The following is an 18,225-nucleotide window of genomic DNA, read 5'->3' on the forward strand; positions in this document are numbered from 1 at the left end:
GCCGGCCGGCTCATTCGGGCCGCCGGCGCGGGCGTCCATCCCCACGGGCGGGTCGCAGCCTTGGCAATTCTTCCCGCGTCAGCTTTCCATCGCGATTGAGGTCGAGCATCGCGAAGCGTTGCCGGGCGGCGAAGGTAAACTCCTCGGGATCGATCCCGCGGTTGAAATTGCGGTCGGCGGCGATCACGGGTTGCGGATAGTCGAGATAGCCGAAGCGGCCCGCGCCCTGTTTCCCACCGCCCGTTACCGGGCCGCGCGACGTGATTCGGCTGCCGCCTCGCCCTTCGCCGCCGCCGGGACCGCCCCCATCGGGGCCGCCACCGGGTCCTCCCGGCCCCCGCTGTCCGCCTGCACCCATGCCGCCGCCCGCGACGCGGATCTCGGGCAGCAGGACGGTCTCATAAGCCTCGATATCTTCCGGATCGATCTCGCCATCGCCCTTGCGATCGAGCAGCTTGAAGAAACGCTGCGCATCCGCGACGAATTCCGCGAGGGTGATGGCCCTGTCGCCATCGCTGTCGGCGCCGACGAACCAGCGCTCCTGCGGTGCGGTGTCGCCGGGCTGAGCGCGGAAGGGCTCGCCCATCGGGCTGACGAACAACAGACCGCCGCCAGCCGGTCTCATGCCGGGGCCGGCGCCTCGCGGCGGCATGCCGGGTCCTCCCATGGGCGGACCGTGGCGAAAGTCCGGCCCGCCATTATGGGCCGAGCAACCGGCGGCGGCGAGAGCAATCATCAGAAGGGCGACGTGACGCATGGTTTTCCCCGAAGGCGATCGATGGGGGGACCACTATCGCGGGCGGATCGCAGCATTGTTCCCGAATGTTGCGACGCGTTTCAGCGCTTGACCTGCGGTCGCCGCGGGCGAAGGACGGGCCATGGCCCCGACCGACGCAGCGCCCGAGATCGTACCCGATACCGAATATCGCGGGCTGACGCGCCTGCTGCCCGCGCGGGTGCGGCCGTTCGCGTTGCTCGCCCGGTTCGACCGGCCGATCGGCTGGTGGCTGTTGTTCTGGCCCGGCGCCTGGGCGATCGCGCTGGCGGGTGCGGCGATCGAGCGTTGGGACCTCATCCTATGGTTCCTGCTGGGCAGCATCGCGATGCGGGGCGCGGGCTGCGTCTATAACGACATCGTCGATCGCGACCTCGACCGGCAGGTCGCGCGGACTCGCAGCCGACCGCTGGCCAGCGGCGCGGTAAGCCTGAAGGCGGCCTGGGCCTGGCTCGTCTTCCTCTGCCTGATCGGTCTGGTCGTGCTGGTCCAGCTCAACCTGACCGCGGCGATTGTCGCTCTGGGCAGCCTGGCGCTGGTCGCGGCCTATCCTTTCATGAAGCGGATCACCTGGTGGCCGCAGGCCTGGCTTGGCATGGTTTTTTCCTGGGCCGCGCCGGTCGCCTGGGCGCAGGCGGGGATCGGCAACTGGGGCTGGACGCCGGGCTTGCTCCTCTATGCCGGGTCGATCTTCTGGGTGATCGGCTATGACACCATCTATGCGCTGCAGGATGTCGAGGACGATGCGCTGGTCGGGGTGCGCTCGTCGGCGCGGCGGCTGGGCAGCGGTGTGCGCCCGGGTGTCGCCGGATTCTACCTGCTCGCGCTGATCCTCTGGGGCGCCGCAATCTGGCAGTTGCGGCCTGAGGCGCTGGCGCTGGCGGCCTTGCTTCCGGTGGCCGGTCACCTGGCTTGGCAGGTCGTGACCCTGCAGCCGCAGGACGGCGCGGGCGCGCTTCGCCGGTTCCGCGCGAACCGCTATGCCGGGCTGCTGATGTTCGCCGCCTGCTTTGTCGTGGGCCAGACGGTTTGACCCTGCGCCTGCGCATACCTAAGTCCCGGTGATGCTGACCAACGAACAGGCCTGTGAGCGCGTAGCCGACATCGTCGCTCGGGCGCGCCGCGCCGGCGCCGATGCCGCCGACTCCGTGCTGATTGCCGACCGCCAGCTGGGCGTGTCGGTCCGCATGGGGGCGCTGGAGGATGTCGAGCGGTCCGAGAGCGAGGAACTGGGGCTCAGGGTGTTTGTCGGCACCCGGTCGGCCAGCGTCTCGACCTCCGACCTGGCGTCCGATTCGATAGACGCGCTGGTCGAGCGGGTGATCGCGATGGCGCGTGAGGCGCCCGAGGATCCCTGGGCAGGCCTGGCGCCCGAATCGCGCCTGCTCCATGGCCGCCCGCCTCTGCTCGATCTCGATGACGGCCATGATGCCCGGCCCGAGGCACTGCGCGACCTTGCGCTGGAGGCCGAGGACGCGGCCCGCGCGGTAGCCGGCGTCACCAACAGCGAGGGCGGCAGCGCGTCGGCCAGCGGATCGGTCACCGCTCTGGCGACCAGCCATGGCTTTGCCGGTGCCTATTCGCTCACCAGCTACATGATCTCGGCCAGCGTGCTGGCGGGCGAGGGCGGCGCGATGGAGCGCGACAGTGCCTGGCATTCGGTGCGCCATGCGAACGCATTGGAGGCGGCCGCGGTCGTCGGTCGCCGCGCGGGCGAGCGCGCGGTGGCGCGGGTCAATCCCGCGCGGATCGCCAGCGGCGCGATGCCGGTGGTGTTCGATCGCCGCGTGTCGGGCGGGTTGCTCGGCCATCTGGTCGGCGCGATCACCGGATCGTCGATCGCGCGCAAGACCAGCTTCCTGCTTCACGCGCTGGGCGAGCAGGTATTCGCGAAGGGCGTGACGATCTGCGACGATCCGCATCGCCCGAGGGGGCTGCGCTCGCGCCCGTTCGACGGAGAGGGTTTGCCGGTCCTGCCGCGCTCGATCATCGACAATGGCATGCTCGAGACCTGGTTGCTCGACAGCGCATCGGCGCGTCAGCTGGGCATGGACCCCACCGGCCACGCTTCGCGCGGTATCGCCGGGGCGCCGGGCGCGTCGCCCAGCAACCTGTACATGCAGGCGGGGCTGATCCCGGCGGAGACGCTGATCGGCGAGATCGATCGGGGCATCCTGGTGACCGAGCTGATCGGCCAGGGCGTGAATGGCATCACCGGCGATTATTCGCGCGGTGCCGCCGGCTTCCTGATCGAGAAGGGGGAGATCACCCGGCCGGTGTCGGAGATCACCATCGCCGGCAATCTGCGCGACATGTTCCGCGCGCTGGTGCCCGCCAACGACCTCGAGCATCGCTACGGCATCAACGCGCCGACCGTTCGGATCGACGGGATGACGATCGCCGGTGACTGAACTGGGCGCCCGGGTCGCGTCCATCGCTGCCGAAGCCGGTCGGCTGGCGATGTCGCGCTGGCGCACGGACTTCAGGCGTTGGGAGAAAGTACCGGGGAGCCCGGTGTGCGAAGTCGACCTGGAAGTCGACGCGTTCCTGCGCGACCGGTTGATGGCGCTCCTGCCCGATGCCGGCTGGCTGTCGGAAGAGACGATCGACAATGCCGAGCGCCTGGCGCGCGAGCGGGTCTGGGTGGTCGACCCGATCGACGGTACGCGCGACTATATCCGCGGCCGGACCGGCTGGGCGGTTGCGGTCGCGCTGGTCGAGAAGGGGTATCCTGTGATCGGCGTGCTCGACGCCCCCGCGCGCGACGAGCATTGGGTCGCCGAAATGGGGCTGGGCGCGCGCCGCAACGGTGCGAAGATTGCCGCGGCACGGCGCGATGTCCTGGCCGGATCGCGGGTGCCAGCCGACCAGCTTCCCCGCGTCGATGCGGACCTGATCGCGGTGACCAAGCCCAATTCGATCGCGCTGCGCATCGCGATGGTCGCGGCCGGAGAGGCGGACCTGGTCGCCTCGCTGCGCTGGGGCAATGAATGGGACATCGCCGCGGCGATCCTGATCGCGCGCGAAAGCGGCGCAGCGGTCAGCGACGCGCTGGGCGAGCCGCTGAGCTTCAACTCGCCCAAGGCCGAGGCATTCGGCGTGCTGGCCAGCGTACCCGGCATCCACCGCGCCGCCGTCGATCGGCTGCGCGAGCGCGCGCTATCGGCGATCGATCGCTAGCGCGTCGCCACCGCGATCAGCGCGGTGGAGGCAATAGGCAAGACGGTCGCGCCTGCGGCACGGCGGCGAACCTCGGCGATCACCGCTGCCTGCTGCGCCTCGTCCAGCGCCAACCAGTCTGGGCTCATCCCGAAGAGCTTGTCGGCAGCATCGAGCCCAGGAAGCTCGAGCCGATAGTCGTGCGTGCGAAACTCGAAGCGCACCTCGCGAAAGCCAGCAGCGCGCAGTTCGGCGACGAGAAGTTCGGGTTCGCCCAGCACCGTGACGCCTTCCGGCATCGCGGCAACCGGTGGTCGCTCGGGGTAGAGATCGCGCAGGATCCGGCGCAGCAGCAGGAAGGTCGCCGCGCCCTCTTCTCGCCAGGTCGCAATCACGCCGTGACCGCCCGCCCGGGTAACGCGTGCCATCTCGCGCAGCCCGCTGCGCCAGTCGGCGAACAGGACGACGCCGAAGATCGAGAATACGGCGTCGAAAGTGGCGTCGGCGAGGTCCAGCGCCTCGCCGTTCATCGGCCGTCCGGTAAGATTGGGTGGCCCGCCCGCAATTGCCCGTTCGACCATGGCGGGCGAGAAATCGGTCGCCAGCACCTCGGCACCCAGCCGCGCGGCACCGCGTGCGAGCGCGCCGGTCCCGGTCGCGATATCGAGTACCCGTTTGCCCGGCCCGACCGGCAGCATGGCAAGCGCGTCATCGGCGAACTGGACGGTGAAGGGGTGGGCGGTCTGTTCGTAATGCGCGGCGGTCTGGTCCCAATGGTCGGGATCATGCATCCGCCCGGTCGGCTTGGCGGCCATCGGATTCCTTTCATGATTGATGTAACATCATAAGTATCATGAGTGGTCGCCATTGGCTAGACTGACGATGCCTTCAACCGAGCTGACGTGCGCGCGGCCTTGCCAAGTCGGGTGCGTCGGCGAATATCCGCGGCATGCGCAACGACAGCCGCCTCTCCCGCATGCTTCACGTGCTGCTCCACATGGCGCGGCATGACGGGCCGATGACCTCGGAGCGGATCGCGGCGATGCTCCAGACCAATGCGGTAGTGGTGCGGCGGACGATGGCCGGGCTGCGCGACGCGGGCTATGTTCGTTCGGAAAAGGGGCATGGCGGCGGCTGGGCGATCGCCTGCGACCTCGACAAGGTCACGTTACTCGACGTGCACCGCGCGGTCGGCGGCCCCCGCATCTTCGCGATCGGCAACGAGCATTCGGATCCGTCCTGCGCGGTCGAGCAGGTCGTCAACGAAGCCGTGGCGGACGCGCTGGCCGACGCCGAGGCGCTGCTGGTCGCGCGCCTGGGGGCGGTCAGCCTGGGCGAACTGGCGCGGGCGTTCGATCAACGCTGCGGCAACTGCGATACGCATCTGACGGCGATCGCGTCGGACTAGCGCACGCCGGGTATGCCCCGGTTCAGGCCGGGCCGTCTTCGTCGCGGTAGCGGATCTGGAGATAGCGGCCGCGAGTGGCGAGTGCGTCCAGGTCGCCCTGCGCGATCTGGGTGGTCATCTCAGAGATTTCGCTGTCGATCAGCTGCAGGCCCTGGGCAAGCTGCTGGTCAGGGCTGAGGCCGTTGCGCTCGACTTTGCGCAGCGGTTCGGGGACGCGGGCATACCCCTTGACCAGTTCGGGCAGTTGCTCGCCGATCAGCTTGCGCACTTCGGCCGCGGCGGGGGTGCCTTCGTCGAGCGTCGCCAGTTGCGGCGCCAGCGTCTCCAGCTTCACCCCGATCGAATCGACCAGCGTGCGCATCGGCGCAGGCAGGGCCGGGCGCTGCGTTTCCAGCCAGCGCTCGGTATTGGCAGGCAGCGCCTTGAGCGGCACCTGGGCAAGCGCCTCGGCGGTCGGCGGCGCGCTCGCCGGGAAGACGGCGAAGAAGATCGTCGCCAGGATCAGCAACAGCCCGACGCCCAGTGCCCCGAACATCCCGATGCCATTCGGCAGCATGAAGCCCAGCACGATCGCGCCGATCAGGATCAGCGCATCGGCGGCCGCGATCCGGCCGACGCGTTTCGCGAACTCGACTTCCTTGGTCCGCCGGCTGCGCTGCGAGACATAGCGGTCCCGCGTGCGGTCGAGCAGGGCCTCGGCCCGGGCGAGTTCGCGATCGACGTCGGTCGGCATGCGGGCTTACATCGCCTCCAGCTTGAAGGTCTCGGCCGGGCCGGAAACCTGGTTCTTCGCCGCACCCTCGGCGCGGGCGATATAGCCCTTCGACTTCTCGACCTCGTTCGAGAGCACGGTGACCGTGCTCTTCATGCTGTCGAGCGCCTTGAGCTTGAACGTGTCGATCGCGTCCATCGTGTCGTAGATGTTCTGGAATGCGCGCTGCAGCGTCTCGACGGGAATCGTCGAGCTGGCCGCCTGTTCATGGATCGCGGCCGACTGGCTCTTCAGCAGGCTGCTGGTCGAATCGATCAGGTTGGCGGTCGTCGTGTTGAGCGCCGTCACCTGGTCGAGCACCAGCTTCTGGTTAGTCAGCGCCTGGGCGACGGTGACCGCGGTGCGCAGTGCCGACACGGTAGTGGTCGAGGCGCGATCGACGCCCTTCACCAGCTCGACATTGTTCTTCTTGACCAGGTCGAGCGCCAGATAGCCTTGGACGGTCACCGCCATCTGGGTCAGCAGGTCCTGGCTGCGCTGGCGGACATAGAACAGGGCGGTCTCGCGGATTGCCTTGGCCTTGGCGGGATCGGTATGATCCAGTTCGTTGGCCTTGTCCTCGAGCCGGCTGTCCATCTCCTTCGACAGATAGATCATCTGCTCGAGGCGACCCATCGACGCCCAGAGATTGGCGCGTTCGGTGTCGATCGCGGCATTGTCCATCAACAGCTCGTCCTTGCCGTTGGACAGCGCCTTGAGGATGCCGTTGATGTGCGTTTGGGACGACTGGTATTTGCGGAAATAGTCGGTCAGCCCGCCACCGCCGAACAGCCGCGACAGGAAGCCACCCTTGCCGCCGATCAGCTTGCCGTTCTTGCTTGGGTCGAGATCCTCGACGGTGCGGCGCAGCTGGAGCAGGTCGGCGCCGACGCCGGTTTCCTTGTCCATCGCGTTGACCGGCCGATCGAGGAAGCGGTTCGACTGGCTCGCTGCCTCGCGGATTTCCTTGGCACCCATGGCGGTGATCGCATCGACGCGCTTCCCGAATTCGGGCGAATTCACGTCCTGTGCGATCAGGTCGTCGATGAACTGTCCGACCCGGTTCTGCAGCTCGGTCTTCTTGCCCTCGTCGACCGGCACCAGGCCGGCTGCCTTTTCCGGCTTCACCACCGAAACGGGTTCGGGCGGCGTGAGTACCAGATCCGCCTCGGCCACCTGCGTCGTGCTCGCCATTCAAAACCTCCTGGAACTGTCGCGCCTACCTCTAACGGCCTTCACGGCAGCATCAAGTGTATCGGTAATGTAATACACATGGGTATCGGCGCAAGGGCGCGCCGACCCAGACGCTATTCGCGATAGGTCGCCTGGCTGCGCACAATCTGCTCGCCCTTCACCAGCGGCTGGAGCCGGCAGCCATTTTGCGGCGCGTTTTCCTGAAGGCAGAATTGCGTGTCGGGGGTCAGTCCGCCGGCGGTCGCGGTTGCGCCGACCTTGGCTTCCACCCGCGCCAGCTGCTTGCCGGTGACGAACAGGACGTGACAGCTGCCGCTGCTCGATTCGCGGCAGGTGAGCAGGGCGTTGCCCGCTGCCGGGTCGGCTTCGATCACCGCCGAGATGCTGTGGCTGACGGTCTTGCCGCCGCATGCCGCGAGCAGCAGCGCCGTCGCCAGAATTGCCGTCCGCTTCATCCCGTTCGTCCCTCCATCATCGTCTTGGTGGCGGTCAGTCCGCCCGCCGGGCGGTCGCCAGCGCACGGCCCCACCAGCCGAGTTCGTCGAACAGCCGGCCCAGGCGGCGATTGTCTGCCTCATCCGCCGCCAGCCGCTCGCCGTCGCGCTTGGTCCATATGCCCATCAGGTGAAGCGCACTTTCGAGCGGCGCCATCTGAAGCTCGCGCGCGACCATGGTGAGCTGCTCGACCGATCGCGCGCCGCCCAGGCCGCCATAGGCGACGAAGCTGACCGGCTTGCGATTCCATTCGCGGTACACCGTGTCGAGTGCGTTCTTCAGCACCGCCGGGATGCCGTGATTATATTCGGGCGCGATCAGGATATAGCCGTCTGCCTCTGCCACCTTCGCGCCCCAGGCCGCCTGTTTCTCGTCGGAATAGTCGCCCGACGAGGGCGGCTTGGCATGCGGATAGAAGGGCAGGTCCCAGCGTTTCAGGTCGACCAGCTCGCAGTCGATATCGTCGCGTCCCGCCGCCTGCTCGACTACCCAGTTGCCGACCGGTAGGGCCATCCGCCCCTCGCGCACCGAGCCGATGATGACGTGGATCTTGAGCGGGTCGGTCATGAGGCACGGGTCTCCTTTTCGGGACGAAACGCTTGGGATAATTACCCGGCTTCCCGCAATGCACAAAATCCTGTAGGGGCGCGCCAACCTTTTCCAGGAAACACACATGAACCTTCGCAACGTGGCGATCATCGCCCACGTCGATCATGGCAAGACCACGCTCGTCGACCAGCTTTTCCGTCAGTCCGGGACGTTCCGCGACAACCAGCGCGTGGAAGAGCGCGCGATGGACTCGAACGATCTCGAAAAGGAGCGCGGGATCACCATCCTGGCGAAGCCGACCTCGATCGAGTGGGAAGGTACGCGGATCAACATCGTCGACACGCCGGGCCACGCCGACTTCGGTGGCGAGGTGGAGCGCATCCTGTCGATGGTCGACGGCGTCGTCCTGCTGGTCGACAGCTCCGAAGGCGCGATGCCGCAGACCAAGTTCGTGACGGGCAAGGCGCTGGCGCTGGGCCTGCGTCCGATCGTGGTCGTGAACAAGGTCGACCGTCCCGACGAGCGAATCCAGGAAGTGCTGGACGAAGTGTTCGACCTGTTCGTGTCGCTCGACGCGACCGACGAGCAGCTTGATTTCCCGGTGCTCTATGCCTCGGGCCGCAACGGCTATGCCAATGAGGATCCGACGCTGCGCGAGGGCACGCTGCGTCCGCTGTTCCAGAAGATCGTCGACCATGTGCCGCCGCCGGCGCTGGACAAGGACGCGCCTTTCACCTTCCTCGTGACGCTGCTCGACCGCGACAACTTCCTGGGCCGCGTGCTGACCGGCCGCGTCACCTCGGGCAAGGTCAAGGTGAACCAGGCGATCCACGCGCTCGACATGGACGGCAACGTGATCGAGACCGGCCGTGCGTCGAAGATCCTGTCGTTCCGCGGTCTGGACCGTGTTCCGGTGGACGAAGCCGAGGCAGGCGACATCATCAGCCTCGCCGGCCTGACCGTCGCGACCGTGTCGAACACGATCGCCGACACCTCGGTCAGCGTGCCGATCCAGGCGCAGCCGATCGATCCGCCGACGCTGTCGATGCGCTTCGCCGTCAACGACTCGCCGATGGCGGGTCGCGAAGGCACCAAGGTGACGTCGCGCATGATCCGCGACCGTCTGTTCCGCGAAGCCGAGAGCAATGTCGCGATCAAGGTGACCGAAGCTGCCGACAAGGACAGCTTCGAGGTCGCCGGCCGCGGCGAGCTTCAGCTCGGTGTGCTGATCGAGACGATGCGCCGCGAGGGCTTCGAGCTGGGCATCAGCCGTCCGCGCGTGCTGTTCCGGGATGGGGAGAATGGCCGCGAAGAGCCGTATGAGACGGTCATCATCGACGTGGACGAGGAGCATTCGGGCGCGGTCGTCGAGAAGATGAACCTGCGCAAGGCCGAGATGACGGACATGCGTCCCTCGGGCGGCGGCAAGACCCGCATCACCTTCAGCGCCCCGTCGCGCGGCATGATCGGCTATCATGGCGAGTTCCTGTCGGACACGCGCGGTACCGGCATCATGAACCGGCTGTTCGAAAAGTACGGCCCGTACAAGGGCACGATCGAAGGCCGCAAGAACGGCGTGCTGATCTCGAACGGCGCCGGCGAGGCCCAGTCCTACGCGCTCGGTCCGCTCGAAGAGCGCGGCATCCTGTTCGTGGGCCATGGCGAGCCGCTCTATGAGGGCATGATCATCGGCGAGAACGCCAAGACGGACGACCTCGAGGTCAATCCGATGAAGGCGAAGCAGCTGACCAACTTCCGCGCGTCGGGCGGCAAGGATGACGCCGTCCGCCTGACCCCGCCAAAGAAGATGACGCTGGAGCAGGCGATCGCGTATATCGACGACGACGAGATGGTCGAGGTGACGCCGAAGAAAATCCGCCTTCGCAAGCGCTTCCTCGATCCGCACGAGCGCAAGCGCCAGAGCCGCGCCAAGGCCGCAGCCTGACATTCAGAATGGGGGAAGGGGGCCGGGTGCCCCCTTTCTTTTGCTTGTCGCTGACACCGGTTTCCAATAGCGTTTGCAAAAGCGCTGGAGAGGGTGATGATGCGTAGGCTCTTGATCGCGGCGGGGTTGATTCTGGCCATGCCGGCATGGGCTCAGCCCGCCTCTTCTGTCGGCGAACGGCCCCCGGTTGCCCGGATCAAGGCATCCAAGATCATTCTGGTGGGCGACTCCACCACCCAGTCGCTCAGCGGCTGGGGCGGCAGTTTCTGCGCGAAGCACGTGACCTCGTTCCTCCACTGCGTAAACATGGCCCGCGGCGGACGCAGCACGTACAGCTACCGGGCCGAGGGCTCGTGGGACCTTGCGCTGTCGGAGATGAGGGCGCCGGGGTTCGAGACGGTCTGGGTCCTCATCCAGTTCGGCCATAACGACCAGCCGGGCAAGCCGGGGCGCTCGACCGACCTGGCGACCGAATTCCCCGACAATCTTCGTCGCTATGTCCGCGAGGCGCGCGCCGTCGGCGCGGTGCCGGTGCTGCTGACGCCGCTCACCCGCCGGCAATTTGTGGACGGCAGGCTGGAGCGCGACCTGGAGTCCTGGTCCGCTGCGATCCGCAAGGTGGCGGGCGAGCTGGGCGTGCCGCTGGTCGATCTGAATGCGCGCAGCGCCGAGGCGGTGCAGGCAATGGGGCCGGTGCTGGCGAACCGCTTCGCGCAGGTCGCGCCCGGCCGCGACGCTGCTGCTGCGGCGCTGACCGGAACGACGAAAGCCAATAGTCCTGGTCCGGCTCCCGCGGCGTCACCATTGTCCGCGACGGCAGCGCCCGCATCGACGGCGGGGCAGAACAACGCCGCCGTCGAGCCGCTCGGCGATGCGAAGCTGGCGTTCGACTATACCCATCTCGGGCCCGAGGGTGCCGACTTCTTCTCGGCGATGATTGCCGCTGATCTCGCCATTGTGGTTCCGAAACTTCGATCGATGCTGGTGCCCTGAGTGGCGGCGTGCCACCATGCCGGCCCGGTCGAAGCCGAGGTGCCGATGCTCGCGATGTTGCTTCTGCTTGCGCTCCAGGATGTTCCCGGCCCACCGGCCGATGATGGCGCGAGCGCGGCGGCCCCGCGCAGTTTCGACACCCGGATCACGCCGCGCTGCGTCATCGATCCGGACGCGATCACGGTCTGCGCACAGCGGCCCGACGCCGATCGGCTGAAGCCGATCGATCCGCCCCAGGATCAGCGCGCGTTCGGCCCTGCGGCAGTGCAGCTGTCGCCCAATTCGCGGCTCAGGCTGCGGGTGGAGAATAGCGGCAATCCCACCCTGTCGGCGCCGCGGGCGATGATCGACTTCACCTTGTCGTTCTAGCGCGGTTTTCCGCCGGTTTCGGGGCCCGCAACGCACCATTTTGCTTCCGTTTCGTGACGGTCGTACCTATATGCTCCACATGGCAAATACCGATCCCAGCACGCCCGAAAACACCCCCAATTCGAACAGCTATGGCGCCGACAGCATCAAGGTCCTCAAGGGCCTGGACGCGGTGCGCAAGCGGCCGGGCATGTATATCGGCGACACCGATGACGGGTCGGGCCTGCACCACATGGTGTTCGAGGTGTCGGATAATGCGATCGACGAGGCGCTGGCCGGGCATTGCGACCGGATCATCATCCAGCTGAATGCCGACGGATCGGTGTCGGTCGAGGATAATGGTCGCGGTATCCCTACCGGCATTCATGCCGAGGAAGGCGTGTCGGCAGCCGAGGTCATCATGACCCAGCTCCACGCCGGCGGGAAGTTCGAGAACACGTCGGACGACAACGCCTACAAGGTGTCGGGCGGCCTGCACGGCGTGGGCGTGTCGGTGGTGAACGCGCTCAGCGAGTGGCTGGACCTCAACATCTGGCGCGACGGCGAGGAGCATTATATGCGCTTCCGCCACGGTGATGCCGAGGCGCCGCTGAAGGTCGTCGGCCCCGCCAATGGCAAGAAGGGGACGCGCGTCACCTTCCTGGCCAGTCCCGAGACGTTCAAGATCACCGAATATGATTTCGAGAAGCTCGAGCATCGCTACCGCGAGCTTGCCTTCCTCAACTCGGGCGTGCGGCTGTTCCTGCGCGACGCCCGCCACGAGGAGGTCAGGGAAGTCGAGTTGTTCTACGAAGGTGGCATCGCCGCGTTCGTGAAGTGGCTCGACCGCAACAAGCAGCCGCTGTTCACCGATCCGATCGCGATCGGCGGCCAGCGCGACGATATCGGCATCGACGTCGCGCTGGAGTGGAACGACAGCTATTACGAGAATGTCCTCTGCTTCACGAACAACATCCCGCAGCGTGACGGCGGCACCCATCTCGCCGCCTTCCGCGCTGCGCTGACCCGCACGCTCAACAGCTATGCCGACAAGTCGGGCTTGTTGAAGAAGGAGAAGGTCAGCCTGACCGGCGACGACATGCGCGAGGGTCTGACCGCGATCGTCTCGGTCAAACTGCCCGATCCGAAGTTCAGCTCGCAGACCAAGGACAAGCTGGTCTCGTCAGAGGTCCGCCAGCCGCTGGAAAGCCTGATGGCGGACAAGATGTCCGAATGGCTGGAGGAGAACCCGGCCTCGGCCCGCGCCATCATCGGCAAGGTGATCGACGCCGCCGCGGCGCGCGAGGCTGCCCGCAAGGCGCGTGAGCTGACCCGGCGCAAGGGCGTGATGGACATCGCATCGCTGCCCGGCAAGCTTGCCGACTGTCAGGAGCGCGATCCGGCCAAGTCCGAGCTGTTCCTGGTGGAGGGTGATTCGGCCGGCGGATCGGCCAAGCAGGGGCGCGACCGTCATTATCAGGCGATCCTCCCGCTGCGCGGCAAGATCCTGAACGTCGAGCGCGCCCGCTTCGACCGGATGCTGTCGTCGCGCGAGATCGGGACGCTGATCCAGGCAATGGGCACCGGCATCGGCCGCGACGACTTCAAGCTGGAAAAGCTGCGCTACCACAAGATCGTCATCATGACCGACGCAGACGTGGACGGCGCGCATATCCGCACGCTGCTGCTGACCTTCTTCTATCGGCAGATGCCGGAGATCATCCAGGCGGGGCATCTCTACATCGCCCAGCCGCCGCTGTACAAGGCGAGCAAGGGCCGGTCCGAGGTGTATCTGAAGGACGATGGCGCGCTCGACCAATATCTGGTCGACGCCGGTATCGGCACCAACGTGCTCGAAACCCAGGGCGGCGTTCGCAGTGGCGAGGATCTGCGCAATCTGGTCGAGCATGCCCGCCGCATGCGCACGCTGATGCGCTATGTCCCGCGCCGCTACGATCCGACGATCATCGAGGCGCTGGCGCTGGGCGGTGCCTTCGATCCGGAGGCGAGCCGCGAGGCTCGTGCCGAGCGGCTGGCGACGGTGGTCAACCGCCTCGACGCCGCCGATACCGAGGCACGCTGGTCCGCCCGGATCAGCGAGGAGGGCGGCTATCATTTCGAACGGCTGTGGCGTGGCGTGACCGATCACCACATCGTCGAGGCGCCGTTCCTTGTCTCCGCCGAGGCGCGCAAGCTGCACGCGCTGGCTGCCGAACAGGCCGAGAGCTATCTCACCCCGTCCAAGCTGGTCTCAGCCAAGGGCGCGGTGGCCGAGGCAGATGCGTCGGCGGAGGGTGTGGACGACGGCGAGGAAGCGATCACCATCGGCAAGGGCGAGGCACTGGTCTCGCGCCCGTCACAGCTGCTCGACGCAATCCTTTCCTCAGGCCGCAAGGGCCTGTCGATCCAGCGCTACAAGGGGCTGGGCGAGATGAATGCGGAACAGCTGTGGGAAACCACGCTCGACCCGCAGAATCGCTCGATGCTGCGCGTGGCGATCGACCAGGCCGACGTCGCCGACGAGATCTTCACGCGCCTGATGGGCGACGTGGTCGAACCGCGCCGCGAGTTCATCCAGGAAAATGCGCTGAGCGTGGCCAATCTCGACGTGTGATCGAATAGTGCGGCATCACTGAGGTGATGCCGCCGGTTGGACATGGGGATCGGACGGGCCTTTGCTACCCGCGGACCAGTTTGCGCTCACGCGGATCCAAGGTGCAGAGCTGCGTCCGCGCATCGGCCGCTCACGACAGGCTGACGGATACACCCGACCGGGCAGGCGGTTTTGAGCAGGGATGAGCGTATCCGACTTTCTGAAACAATATCATGCGAGTGGCCGTGACAAGGGGGACGGCTACTCCGGCGCGATGTTCGAGGATCTGACTGCGGACGAACGCCGATGGGCGCTCGTACTGTTGCTGGAGCGAGGACTGGCCGGTGATACGGTCGATCTGGCAGGTCTGCGCTACGTTGCGGACGCAGATGCCATCGCTCGACTCCGCGCTGCTGAAGGACAGGGCCCGTTTTTGCATCCCGAGCGGGACATGGTGCGGTGCGAGACATTGTTTCGGCTAACTGGCGAGCCGGCCGAGCTCATGCCGCTGCTGGCCTATATCGACGGCCGCGCGGACCAGCCGCGACGCCAAGCCGCCGAACTGCTGGCCCAGCTTCCCCTGCCGTCGGCATTTGCCGACTTGATCGCCCTTCGTCTGATGTCCTGGCGGTGGCGTGACCTTGCGTTGCCGCTCGCCACAGCCTGGCTGAACAGCCAGGGGCAGGTCGCGTACGATGTTTCAGGCTTTCAATCGTCGCTTCCGCTGGTGCGAGCGATTGTCGACCGCCCTTGGTGGCGCCGCGCAGCGCTGCTGCGCGAGATCACGACCCGGCTACAGTCTCAAGACCACCCTTAGACGCGCATCGGCATCAGCACGTACAGCGCCGGTGACTTGTCGTTTTCACGGATCAGCGTCGGGGCTGCGGCGTCGGCGAGGTGAACCTCGACCAGGTCGCCTTCGATCTGGCCGAGAATATCCATCAGATAGCGGCTGTTGAAGCCGATCTCGAACGGCTGGGCGGCATAGTCGCCCGGCACTTCCTCGGCCGCTGCGCCATTCTCGGGGCTGGTGACCGACAGGATGATCTTGTCGCGTTCCAGGCCGAGCTTCACCGCGCGGGTCTTTTCGGTGGCGATGGTCGACACGCGGTCGACACCTTCCATGAAGCTGCGCGGATCGATCTTCAGGATCTTGTCGTTGCCCGTCGGGATGACGCGCGAATAATCGGGAAAGGTGCCGTCGATCAGCTTCGAGGTCAGGATCGCCTGGCCCAGGTCGAAGCGGATCTTCGAGTTGCTGAGCGACACGCCGACCGAGCCGTCAACCTCGTCGAGCAGCTTGCGGAGCTCGGCGACGCATTTGCGCGGAATGATGACGTCAGGCATCGATTCGGCGCCATCGGGGCGGGCAACGGTAACGCGGGCCAGGCGGTGGCCGTCGGTCGCAGCTGCCTTCAGCACCGGCGTGGCTTCGTCCGAGACGTGGAGGAAGATGCCGTTCAGATAATAGCGCGTCTCCTCGGTCGAGATCGCGAAGCGCGTCTTGTCGATGATCTGCTTCAGCGTTTCGGCCGGAAGCTCGAACGTCGTTGGCAGCTCGCCCTCGGCGATCACCGGGAAATCGTCACGCGGCAGCGTTGACAGGGTGAAGCGCGCGCGGCCCGCGGTCACGACGATCCGGCCCTCGGCGGCGCTCAGTTCGACCTGCGAGCCTTCGGGCAGCTTCCGCACGATGTCGAACAGCGTGTGGGCGGAAATGGTGGTCGCGCCGGGCTGGTCGATCGCGGCGGCGATCGTCTCGTCGATCTGCAGATCGAGGTCGGTCGCCATCAGGCGCAGCGTGCCGCCGGGCTGAGCATCGATCAGCACGTTGGACAGGATCGGGATCGTATTGCGCCGCTCGACCACCGACTGGACGTGGCTGAGCCCCTTGAGCAAAGTTGCGCGTTCGATCGTCGCCTTCATCACGTTCCCCCGGGGCAACGCCCCATTCCGCCAGCTGCGGTAATGATCAGTTCTCAATCTCTAACGCGAAAAAGGGCCGGAGCAAGCGCTCCGACCCTTCGATTCACAGCAAATTGTGCATTGCGTCGAGTCTTCCGGCCGACAGCGGGACGGTAGGGCCGCCCGATGCCGGCCGACCGGCTCAGAAGCGGATGCCCACGCCGCCGACGACCTGGTGACGGTCGACGTCGATGTCGATGTTGCTGTTATCCACGCGGCTGTAGTTCGAGTAGCGATACTCGCCCTTCAGATAGATGTTGTTGGCCAGGGCGTACTCGACACCGGCACCCAGGCGCCAGCCATCCGCATTCTCGCCGATGGTCGTCGTGGTGTTGCCATTGGTGTAGCGGGTTTCCAGCCGGGCGTTGGTGTAGCCGCCCTTCGCATAGATCAGCGCATTCGGGCCGGCGAGGAAGCCGACGCGGGCGCCGAGATACAGGTCGCGGCCGGCGCCGACGCGCAGCTCGTCGTTCGGGGCGAGGATGCCGCGGTAGCGCTGGCTGTTGCTCGAACCGGTGATTTCGCCTTCGACGCCGATCACGGCACCGCCGGTCTGGAAGTCGTAACCGATAGCGCCACCATAGACGACGCCGTCGCTTGCCTCGGTGCCGGAATTGGCGCCGTCATCGACGCGGTCCCAACCGACGACACCCTCGACGCGCGGGCCGGTGAACGGCGCGTTGTCCTGCGCGAAGGCCGGCGCGGCGAGCGCGGTGCTGGCGGCCAGAGCGGCAGTGATAAGAGCGATACGCATATGAACTCCTTGGTACTGAACACGCCCGAATTCCGTTGGGCGGGACCAATAACTAGGTATTCTCGCGGAGAGTTTCATGAACGCCGCATAAACAAGGAAAAGCGTTGCTTTCCGGCCACAGGGACTTGAAATGGCGGCTATGCCGACCGTCTCCCCCGATCCCCTCGCAACACCCCCTCGCAAAGGCCGCGATTTCATCGCTAGGCACGGCGAGACGGTGTATAATACCGCACGCCGAATGCAGGGAAATCACCCGCACACGCCGCTGACCCGCGCCGGATTCCGCCAGGCCGAAGCGATGGGCGAAGCGTTGCTCGGCCTGCTCGGACCTCGACCGAAGCTGACATTGTGGGTGTCGTCCGCGGGTCGCGCGCTGCAGACGCTTGCGGTGATCTGCGAATATCTGGAACTCGACTGGCATCAGGCGCGCCGCGACGACAGGCTCGTCGAGATCGGCATGGGGGAGTGGAGCGGCCTTTATTATCACGAGCTGGGCGACCAACTGGCCGGCTTTCTCGACGCCGAGCACAAGCTCTACCGCCACGCCGCGCCGGGCGGCGAATGGTATGATTCGATCGCGACCCGCCTGTCTTCCTGGCTCGCGGATACCGATGACGATCCGGGCGACCGGCTGGTGATCATGCACGGCATGTCGAGCCGGGTGCTGCGCGGGGTGATGACGGGCATGCCGGCGCTGCCGCAATTCGATGCCCCTGCCGCACCCGACCTTCCGCAAGGGTCGGTCGCGATGATCGAGGGCGGTCGGGAAAGCGTCGTCCATTGGGGCCAGGGGGCGCTCGCCAACGCGGCGGTATGATCGGCGCGCTGATCCTGAGCGCGGTGATGGCGACGGGTGTCCCTCAGGCCCAGCCGCGTACCTCGCTCGGCATCTTCCAGAATTGGGGCGCATTTCGCGATGCGTCGCCTCGGCGCTGCTTCGCGATCGCGCGGCCGGTCGGGCCGGCTGCCGCATCGCAGCCCTTTGCCAGCATCGCGACCTGGCCGGGCGACGGCGTTCGCGGACAGCTCCACATCCGGCTGAGCCGCACGCGCAATCCGCGTTCGCGCGTCATGCTGTCGGTCGGCGAGCGCCGGTTCGAGCTGATGGCGGGTGAGCGCGACGCCTGGGCACCCGACACGCAGACCGATCTGGCGATCGTCGCCGCGATCCGTCAGGGGCGCAGCATGAGCATCGAAACGATGGGGACCAATGGCGGTGCCTTTGCCGACACCTATGCGCTTCAAGGGGCGGCGACCGCGATCGACGCAGCCGCGCTGGGATGCCTTCGCCGCTAG

19 protein-coding genes are annotated in these 18,225 nt (G+C 66.6%); 11 read left to right on the forward strand and 8 right to left on the reverse strand.

The window, feature by feature from the left end; all coding sequences use genetic code 11:
• Nucleotides 1-10: 10 nt before the first annotated feature.
• Complete coding sequence (locus tag ACZ1H8_RS10580; protein ID WP_465181246.1) at nt 11-652, reverse strand: EF-hand domain-containing protein; 642 nt, start codon at nt 650-652, stop codon at nt 11-13.
• A gap of 226 nt (nt 653-878) precedes the next feature.
• Between ACZ1H8_RS10580 and ubiA the strand changes: the two genes are divergently transcribed.
• The 3 genes from ubiA to ACZ1H8_RS10595 are packed head-to-tail and all read left to right on the forward strand — an operon-like array spanning nt 879 to nt 3,955.
• Nucleotides 879-1,808: a 4-hydroxybenzoate octaprenyltransferase gene (ubiA, locus tag ACZ1H8_RS10585; RefSeq protein WP_465181247.1), complete on the forward strand. Its 930-nt coding sequence runs from the start codon at nt 879-881 to the stop codon at nt 1,806-1,808.
• A gap of 31 nt (nt 1,809-1,839) precedes the next feature.
• On the forward strand, nt 1,840-3,186 hold the full coding sequence (locus ACZ1H8_RS10590) for a TldD/PmbA family protein (RefSeq protein WP_465181248.1): 1,347 nt from the start codon (nt 1,840-1,842) through the stop codon (nt 3,184-3,186).
• Nucleotides 3,187-3,235: 49 nt separating this feature from the next.
• Nucleotides 3,236-3,955: a 3'(2'),5'-bisphosphate nucleotidase CysQ gene (locus ACZ1H8_RS10595; protein WP_465181380.1), complete on the forward strand. Its 720-nt coding sequence runs from the start codon at nt 3,236-3,238 to the stop codon at nt 3,953-3,955.
• On the opposite strand, the gene ACZ1H8_RS10600 is transcribed toward ACZ1H8_RS10595, so the two are convergent.
• Nucleotides 3,952-4,749, reverse strand: coding sequence for a class I SAM-dependent methyltransferase (locus ACZ1H8_RS10600; protein WP_465181249.1), 798 nt, complete (start codon nt 4,747-4,749; stop codon nt 3,952-3,954). The genes ACZ1H8_RS10595 and ACZ1H8_RS10600 overlap by 4 nt on opposite strands.
• A gap of 134 nt (nt 4,750-4,883) precedes the next feature.
• Here ACZ1H8_RS10600 and ACZ1H8_RS10605 point away from each other — a divergent pair, with 134 nt between their 5' ends.
• Nucleotides 4,884-5,342 (forward strand): Rrf2 family transcriptional regulator, encoded by a 459-nt coding sequence (locus ACZ1H8_RS10605; protein ID WP_465181250.1) that lies wholly within the window; start codon nt 4,884-4,886, stop codon nt 5,340-5,342.
• Between the two features lie 22 nt (nt 5,343-5,364).
• On the opposite strand, the gene ACZ1H8_RS10610 is transcribed toward ACZ1H8_RS10605, so the two are convergent.
• The 4 genes from ACZ1H8_RS10610 to ACZ1H8_RS10625 all read right to left on the reverse strand — a co-directional run bounded on the left by ACZ1H8_RS10610 (nt 5,365) and on the right by ACZ1H8_RS10625 (nt 8,349).
• Nucleotides 5,365-6,075, reverse strand: a complete 711-nt coding sequence (locus tag ACZ1H8_RS10610) for an HAD family hydrolase (protein ID WP_110148881.1) — start codon at nt 6,073-6,075, stop codon at nt 5,365-5,367.
• 6 nt (nt 6,076-6,081) lie between these two features.
• Nucleotides 6,082-7,287 (reverse strand): toxic anion resistance protein, encoded by a 1,206-nt coding sequence (locus ACZ1H8_RS10615; RefSeq protein ID WP_110148882.1) that lies wholly within the window; start codon nt 7,285-7,287, stop codon nt 6,082-6,084.
• Nucleotides 7,288-7,400: 113 nt separating this feature from the next.
• Nucleotides 7,401-7,742, reverse strand: a complete 342-nt coding sequence (locus tag ACZ1H8_RS10620; protein WP_465181251.1) for a hypothetical protein — start codon at nt 7,740-7,742, stop codon at nt 7,401-7,403.
• Nucleotides 7,743-7,776: 34 nt separating this feature from the next.
• Nucleotides 7,777-8,349 carry an NADPH-dependent FMN reductase gene (locus tag ACZ1H8_RS10625; protein WP_465181252.1) on the reverse strand — a complete coding sequence of 191 codons (573 nt, stop codon included), beginning with the start codon at nt 8,347-8,349 and terminating at the stop codon, nt 7,777-7,779.
• 106 nt (nt 8,350-8,455) lie between these two features.
• Between ACZ1H8_RS10625 and typA the strand changes: the two genes are divergently transcribed.
• From typA to ACZ1H8_RS10650, 5 genes are all read left to right on the forward strand, one after another.
• Nucleotides 8,456-10,276: a translational GTPase TypA gene (gene typA / locus ACZ1H8_RS10630; protein WP_110148885.1), complete on the forward strand. Its 1,821-nt coding sequence runs from the start codon at nt 8,456-8,458 to the stop codon at nt 10,274-10,276.
• 96 nt (nt 10,277-10,372) lie between these two features.
• Nucleotides 10,373-11,269, forward strand: a complete 897-nt coding sequence (locus ACZ1H8_RS10635) for a rhamnogalacturonan acetylesterase (protein WP_465181253.1) — start codon at nt 10,373-10,375, stop codon at nt 11,267-11,269.
• A complete protein-coding gene (locus ACZ1H8_RS10640) occupies nt 11,270-11,638 on the forward strand; it encodes a hypothetical protein (protein ID WP_465181254.1) in 369 nt (122 codons plus the stop codon).
• Nucleotides 11,639-11,717: 79 nt separating this feature from the next.
• Nucleotides 11,718-14,231 carry a DNA topoisomerase (ATP-hydrolyzing) subunit B gene (gyrB, locus tag ACZ1H8_RS10645; RefSeq protein ID WP_465181255.1) on the forward strand — a complete coding sequence of 838 codons (2,514 nt, stop codon included), beginning with the start codon at nt 11,718-11,720 and terminating at the stop codon, nt 14,229-14,231.
• Between the two features lie 181 nt (nt 14,232-14,412).
• Nucleotides 14,413-15,027: a hypothetical protein gene (locus ACZ1H8_RS10650; RefSeq protein ID WP_465181256.1), complete on the forward strand. Its 615-nt coding sequence runs from the start codon at nt 14,413-14,415 to the stop codon at nt 15,025-15,027.
• On the opposite strand, the gene dnaN is transcribed toward ACZ1H8_RS10650, so the two are convergent.
• Together dnaN and ACZ1H8_RS10660 are read right to left on the reverse strand one after the other, a co-directional pair.
• Nucleotides 15,024-16,136, reverse strand: a complete 1,113-nt coding sequence (gene dnaN / locus ACZ1H8_RS10655) for a DNA polymerase III subunit beta (protein ID WP_110148888.1) — start codon at nt 16,134-16,136, stop codon at nt 15,024-15,026. The two genes, ACZ1H8_RS10650 and dnaN, sit on opposite strands and share 4 nt — an antisense overlap.
• A 181-nt stretch (nt 16,137-16,317) precedes the next feature.
• Nucleotides 16,318-16,929, reverse strand: coding sequence for an outer membrane protein (locus ACZ1H8_RS10660; RefSeq protein WP_465181257.1), 612 nt, complete (start codon nt 16,927-16,929; stop codon nt 16,318-16,320).
• A gap of 139 nt (nt 16,930-17,068) precedes the next feature.
• Here ACZ1H8_RS10660 and ACZ1H8_RS10665 point away from each other — a divergent pair, with 139 nt between their 5' ends.
• Entirely contained in the window at nt 17,069-17,746 is a 678-nt protein-coding gene (locus tag ACZ1H8_RS10665; RefSeq protein ID WP_465181258.1) for a histidine phosphatase family protein, read from the forward strand.
• Nucleotides 17,743-18,225 (forward strand): hypothetical protein, encoded by a 483-nt coding sequence (locus ACZ1H8_RS10670; protein WP_465181259.1) that lies wholly within the window; start codon nt 17,743-17,745, stop codon nt 18,223-18,225. The genes ACZ1H8_RS10665 and ACZ1H8_RS10670 overlap by 4 nt, the downstream gene beginning before the upstream one ends.

Source organism: Sphingomonas sp. BL-S-25 (genome assembly GCF_055521555.1).